General features: G+C 43.4%; 6 protein-coding genes and 1 pseudogene. 4 read left to right on the forward strand and 3 right to left on the reverse strand.

Features of this window, described 5'->3' with window-relative positions; all coding sequences use genetic code 11:
- Positions 1–232 precede the first annotated feature (232 nt).
- The 3 genes and pseudogenes from IQ230_RS25915 to IQ230_RS25925 form a co-directional block, all read right to left on the reverse strand.
- Complete coding sequence (locus IQ230_RS25915) at positions 233–517, reverse strand: hypothetical protein (RefSeq protein WP_193935056.1); 285 nt, start codon at positions 515–517, stop codon at positions 233–235.
- A 350-nt stretch (positions 518–867) separates the two neighbouring features.
- A pseudogene (locus IQ230_RS25920) lies at positions 868–1,374 on the reverse strand (IS5 family transposase); the annotation flags it as partial.
- A gap of 19 nt (positions 1,375–1,393) precedes the next feature.
- Complete coding sequence (locus IQ230_RS25925; RefSeq protein WP_228055421.1) at positions 1,394–1,786, reverse strand: hypothetical protein; 393 nt, start codon at positions 1,784–1,786, stop codon at positions 1,394–1,396.
- Between the two features lie 142 nt (positions 1,787–1,928).
- Between IQ230_RS25925 and IQ230_RS25930 the strand changes: the two genes are divergently transcribed.
- The 4 genes from IQ230_RS25930 to IQ230_RS25945 all read left to right on the forward strand — a co-directional run bounded on the left by IQ230_RS25930 (position 1,929) and on the right by IQ230_RS25945 (position 4,788).
- Complete coding sequence (locus tag IQ230_RS25930; protein WP_193935061.1) at positions 1,929–2,966, forward strand: M42 family metallopeptidase; 1,038 nt, start codon at positions 1,929–1,931, stop codon at positions 2,964–2,966.
- A 239-nt stretch (positions 2,967–3,205) separates the two neighbouring features.
- On the forward strand, positions 3,206–3,667 hold the full coding sequence (locus IQ230_RS25935; protein WP_193935058.1) for a CBS domain-containing protein: 462 nt from the start codon (positions 3,206–3,208) through the stop codon (positions 3,665–3,667).
- A 157-nt stretch (positions 3,668–3,824) separates the two neighbouring features.
- Positions 3,825–4,496, forward strand: a complete 672-nt coding sequence (gene nblB / locus IQ230_RS25940; protein ID WP_193935059.1) for a phycobilisome degradation protein NblB — start codon at positions 3,825–3,827, stop codon at positions 4,494–4,496.
- Between the two features lie 94 nt (positions 4,497–4,590).
- The gene (locus tag IQ230_RS25945; protein WP_193935060.1) at positions 4,591–4,788 is read left to right on the forward strand and encodes a hypothetical protein; all 198 of its coding nucleotides are present in this window, start codon (positions 4,591–4,593) and stop codon (positions 4,786–4,788) included.
- The last annotated feature ends 114 nt before the right edge of the window (positions 4,789–4,902 follow it).

Consider the following 4,902-nt stretch of genomic DNA (forward strand, 5'->3'; position numbering starts at 1 on the left):
CTGATTGAGGTGTCACCTTGTGTGTATGCCTTAACTATTTTTTCTCGCAAGTCGAGCGAGTACGGTTTCATTAGACTTCATTTGTGTACTCCTCTTACTGTACCTCATAAACTTGCAATAGGCTGTAAGATAAGAATAACTAAATTAATTACGACGCATAGTTTCTCGCTGAACCATATGCCTTGGCTTATCTATTTTCTTAGAGCTAAGATCCCTGATTTCTTGAATAAATCTATTTATCTTTATCGCGTGGCACTCGTACTTCAGCCGTAGCTTGGGTAGTATTGCCAGCCGCATCACGCGCAGTGTAAGTTAAAGTGTATACCCGACCAGTTCCGGTTGCCAAACGTTCTGCTCGTAAGAAAACCCGTCCATCAGGCTTAATTTCAATGTCAGTGGAAGTGTTGCCATCACCTTTGACGTTCTGCCCTTCATTACTTGTAATTGACACCAAGCTGACTGTTGGGTTAGGGTCAATATTATCGCTGACTTGTTTGTTAACTTTAATTTCTACCATTTGATGGTTTGGCGGACAAAGTGTATTGGGAGTGACGCTAATACTTAATTTTGGTGGTTCTTGGTCTGGAGAAACATAACCTTCAAACTGAACTGAGAAGCAGTGAATTTTTGCGTAGTTAAGGCATCTTTGACGCTCAAGGATCTCCCACCACTATAGACAACGAGGTTCTTCACATAGTAAGGACCATCAACTTGATTGTTGCCAATTGCCGCACCATTAAATCGCAGTTTAACACTAGAGCGTGTTATGCACTTTGCATTGAAAGTTCAGCAAATCGTCCAAGCATGAGGATGGCAAAGGCAACCAGATGCAAACCAACTAAGGTTTCTCCCAACCGCCGTTTCTCCTGTAATTTGCTGCACCTGTTGGGCTAATTCCTGGACTTGGCTTCGATCTTGTTCGTTCGCTGGAGTCACGACTAACCCTAACAAATATCCTAAAGTATCAACGGCAATATGAACTTTACTTCCCTTTTTACGTTTAGTACCGTCATACCCTGTGCCACCACTTTCAGGGGTAGAGTGCAACGTACAACTACCGATAATCACAGCAGAAGGCTGTTCATTCCGTCCTTCGGCTAGCCTCAATAAAGCTCTCAAATCATCAGCAATGGCTTCAAATACCCTTGCTTTGAACCATCGTTGGGTTTGTTGTTGCACTGCCACCCAAGGAGGTAAATCATGCGGCATCAACTGCCAAGCACCTCCTGAGCGAACCAGCCATCGTAATCCGTTGAAGACTTCTCTGAGGCTGTGTTCTCGTTGCGGAGCTTCCTCTGTCATTAAGGACAAGTAGGGAGCGACAAAGAACCACTCTTCGCCACTCACATCGGTTGGGTAAGCTTTTCTGTCCATGCTCCCACTTTAGCGAATCTTAAAAGTTCATAACACGCTCTTGTTCAATAATATTACCTATTAGATCCCTTTCAGGAAGTATTCTATCGCTGCGACCAATCTGAATTCTGTGTTCAAAAGGGATGCCTAGCTTTATTAAGTGCTGTGTGACACCTGGTTCTACTTCCCACGCAGCCTGTGGATCTGCCCCAATACCGTGAATTAACAGCAGAGGAGCCATCGCCTTGAAGTGAACTTGCGCCCAGTCAATCGAAGTACAACAACCCTCATTATTTATGTCAATATCGATCCGAATTTCGTTCTCCGCCGCGACTGGCTTTTGCCCATTTTCACCCCGTGCGGCAGGAAATTTGATCCATTCAATTGGCACTGTGAATTGATTTTCATGCCAAGTGCCATCCGAACCCTGCAAGGGCTTGTCGAGCTTGCGTCCGTAAAATTTTTATTGTATCAATAGCAGAATTACTATCAATTTACGGGAATCGTGCCAGCTTGGTTACAATGCAGTTTAAATGGTAGCGAGCAAAATCGCCCGTGGCATTCCTCTTCTACTTATGTACGACGAAATATTTGACCTTATTCAAGAATTGGTAATGCATCATTCGCCAAGTGGTGCAGAAGAAGAGATTAATCAATTATTAATGCAGCGATTTGCAGCACTCCAAGTAGAAGTCTGGTGCGATCGCGCAGATAATATTATTGCGAAAATTCCAGGACAGGATGCGAGTCGATCTATTGCGATCACGGCACACAAAGACGAAATTGGTGCAATAGTTAAAACAATTGGTGATGAAGGGCAAGTCGAAGTTCGCAGGCTAGGAGGCTCTTTTCCTTGGATTTACGGCGAAGGCGTTGTCGATTTACTCGGCGACAATAAAACAATTAGCGGTATTCTCAGCTTTGGTTCGCGCCATGTATCTCACGAATCGCCACAAAAAGAGTTGCAAGAAGATACTCCAGTGAAGTGGGAAAATGCATGGATTGAGACGAAGTGTACGCTAGAAGAACTCGACACTGCGGGAATTCGCCCAGGAACGCGGGTAGTTATCGGTAAACATCGCAAACATCCGGCGCGATTGAAAGATTACATTGCAAGTTACACGTTAGACAATAAAGCTTCTGTGGCAATTTTGCTGGCATTAGCAGAACAAGTCAAACAGCCAGTCGTTGATACTTATCTTGTTGCTTCGGCAAAAGAAGAAGTTGGTGCAGTTGGAGCGCTGTATTTTAGCCAAAAACAGCATTTAGATGCTTTGATCGCATTAGAAATTTGTCCACTCGCGCCAGAATACCCCATTAAATCTGGAGAAGCACCCGTAATTCTCTCGCAAGACGGTTACGGTATCTATGATGAAACACTCAACGGACAGCTACGTCACGTGGCACAAAAACTAGATATGCCAGTGCAACTTGCAACTTTGAGTGGTTTTGGTAGCGATGCATCGATCGCAATGAAATTTGGTCATGTTCCCCGTGCAGCGTGTTTAGCATTTCCGACACAAAATACCCACGGTTATGAAATTGCTCATTTGGGTGCGATCGCCAACTGCATTAAATTACTCCAAGCCTTCTGTGCAACTCCCTTTGATTGAGCGATTTAGAACTATCGAACTAGAGAAACTATAGCAGGAAGCAGAGGGGGCTTCAGGTGCAGAGGAGTTAAGAAATTTTTTCATTCAAAACTCATAATTCATTAACTAATCACTAATTACTAGCCAAAGAGCCACTATCCACTCACCCTCTAGTTACAAACCATAAACCTATGCAGGTTAGGTGTCTGAATTTTATACAATGATCCCAGAGGACTTGAATTGTAGATATCTGTAATTAAATGCCTAAAACTGTTGCTGAGGTGATGAGCCGCGATCCAATTGTCGTACGCCCAGAAACACCTTTGAACGAAGCTATTCAAATTCTGGCAGAGAAACGTATCAGTGGTTTGCCTGTTGTTGATGATACTAGCAAATTAGTCGGCATTATCTCTGAAAGCGACTTGATGTGGCAGGAAACAGGTGTGACTCCTCCTGCGTACATTATGATTCTCGATAGTGTGATTTATTTACAAAATCCTGCCAAATATGAGCGCGACTTACATAAAGCCTTAGGACAAACTGTCGGGGAAGTAATGAGTAGCGATCCGGTTACTGTTTCCCCTGACAAAACTTTGAGAGAGGCTGCTAAGTTAATGCACGATCGCGAAGTGCGCCGCCTACCTGTTATTGACTCAGAAGGAAAGATTATTGGCATTCTTACCCGTGGCGATGTAGTACGGGCAATGGCAGCGGATGAATAAAGATGAGGTGTGATTAGTGGCTCTTTGGCTATTAATTAGTTTTGAGTTTTGAGTTAAAAGAATCTTAATAACTCAACACCGAGAACTTATAATTCCTAGTCTTCTCTGCTTCCTCTGCCCTAAAAACCCCTAAACCCTCTAATTTTGGAATAATTAAATGAGTGTGACACCTGAAACTGTTAAACAGATGCTCAAATCTGAGGATTTGGGAGAACGCCTGCGGGCGGTGAATCAAATTCGGGAACTAGAAGATACTGTAGTTGCTTTTGAATTAGTGCAAAGTGCCGTTCAAGATACTAATGCTCGTGTCCGCTACTCGGCAGTTAGTCAAATGGATACATTAGGCGGACAGAATTTACAAGTTTCTCTAGATTTATTGCTCGATCGCCTCAAAAATGACCCTGAACCTGATGTTCAAGCTGCTGCTGCCGACTGTATTGGTGCTTTGAAGTTAACTGAGGCATATACTGATTTAGAGCAACTCTATCACAGTACAAGTGAGTGGCTCATCAAGTTTAGTATTGTCGCTACGTTAGGTGAACTCGGCGATCCACGTTCATTTGACTTGCTTAAAGAAGCACTAAATTCAGATATTGACCTAGTAAAAACTGCAGCAATTAGTTCGTTAGGAGACTTGAAAGACGCACGGGCAGTCGAACTTCTAGCCCCTCACGTCTCTAATGCAGATTGGCAAGTACGCTACCGTACTGCTCAAGCTTTAGGAAAATTGGGTGGAACGCAAGCGCAGTCTATATTAGAAAAAATGGCAAACGACGAAGCAGAAGCTGTAGCGCAGGAAGCTAAAACGGCTTTAGAGCAAATGGGCTAGTTATTTCCATCCCTTAAAGATATCTTGAAGTTGTGCGATCGCCTTTTTAATTAGTAGTACACTTGTTCTATTCTTAGCAAAAAGCAAGTGTACTATGCCAGCGATCGCGGTTTGCAGTCAAGTTTTTGGTGGGCTTCCAGATGCACCACAACTGCCAGAAGTATTATTGCACTCCCAACACCTCACAATCGCTGAACTGATTCAACGCAGCGTAGAAGCGCAAATTCACGAGTTACAGATACAACATCAAATGGATGCACAGCAAGTACGTCGTGCTTTAGAGGAGGTCTGAAAAGTAAAAAAGCTCTCGTTACAATAACCTGTCAATAGCAAAAAATGACAGAGAACGAGAGTCATGGGTCAATCATATCGTACCGATCTCACAGATGAACAATGGGAATTACTG

This window comes from Gloeocapsopsis crepidinum LEGE 06123, from assembly GCF_015207655.1.
GTDB classification, from domain to species: domain Bacteria; phylum Cyanobacteriota; class Cyanobacteriia; order Cyanobacteriales; family Chroococcidiopsidaceae; genus Gloeocapsopsis; species Gloeocapsopsis crepidinum.

What these genes read in the sequence shown, in the direction of transcription:
- IQ230_RS25915 (WP_193935056.1), bottom strand. Translation starts at nt 517, where the DNA reads ATGGTAGAAATTAAAGTTAACAAACAAGTCAGCGATAATATTGACCCT.
- IQ230_RS25930 (WP_193935061.1), top strand. Translation starts at nt 1,929, where the DNA reads ATGTACGACGAAATATTTGACCTTATTCAAGAATTGGTAATGCATCAT.
- IQ230_RS25935 (WP_193935058.1), top strand. Translation starts at nt 3,206, where the DNA reads ATGCCTAAAACTGTTGCTGAGGTGATGAGCCGCGATCCAATTGTCGTA.
- nblB (WP_193935059.1), top strand. Translation starts at nt 3,825, where the DNA reads ATGAGTGTGACACCTGAAACTGTTAAACAGATGCTCAAATCTGAGGAT.
- IQ230_RS25945 (WP_193935060.1), top strand. Translation starts at nt 4,591, where the DNA reads ATGCCAGCGATCGCGGTTTGCAGTCAAGTTTTTGGTGGGCTTCCAGAT.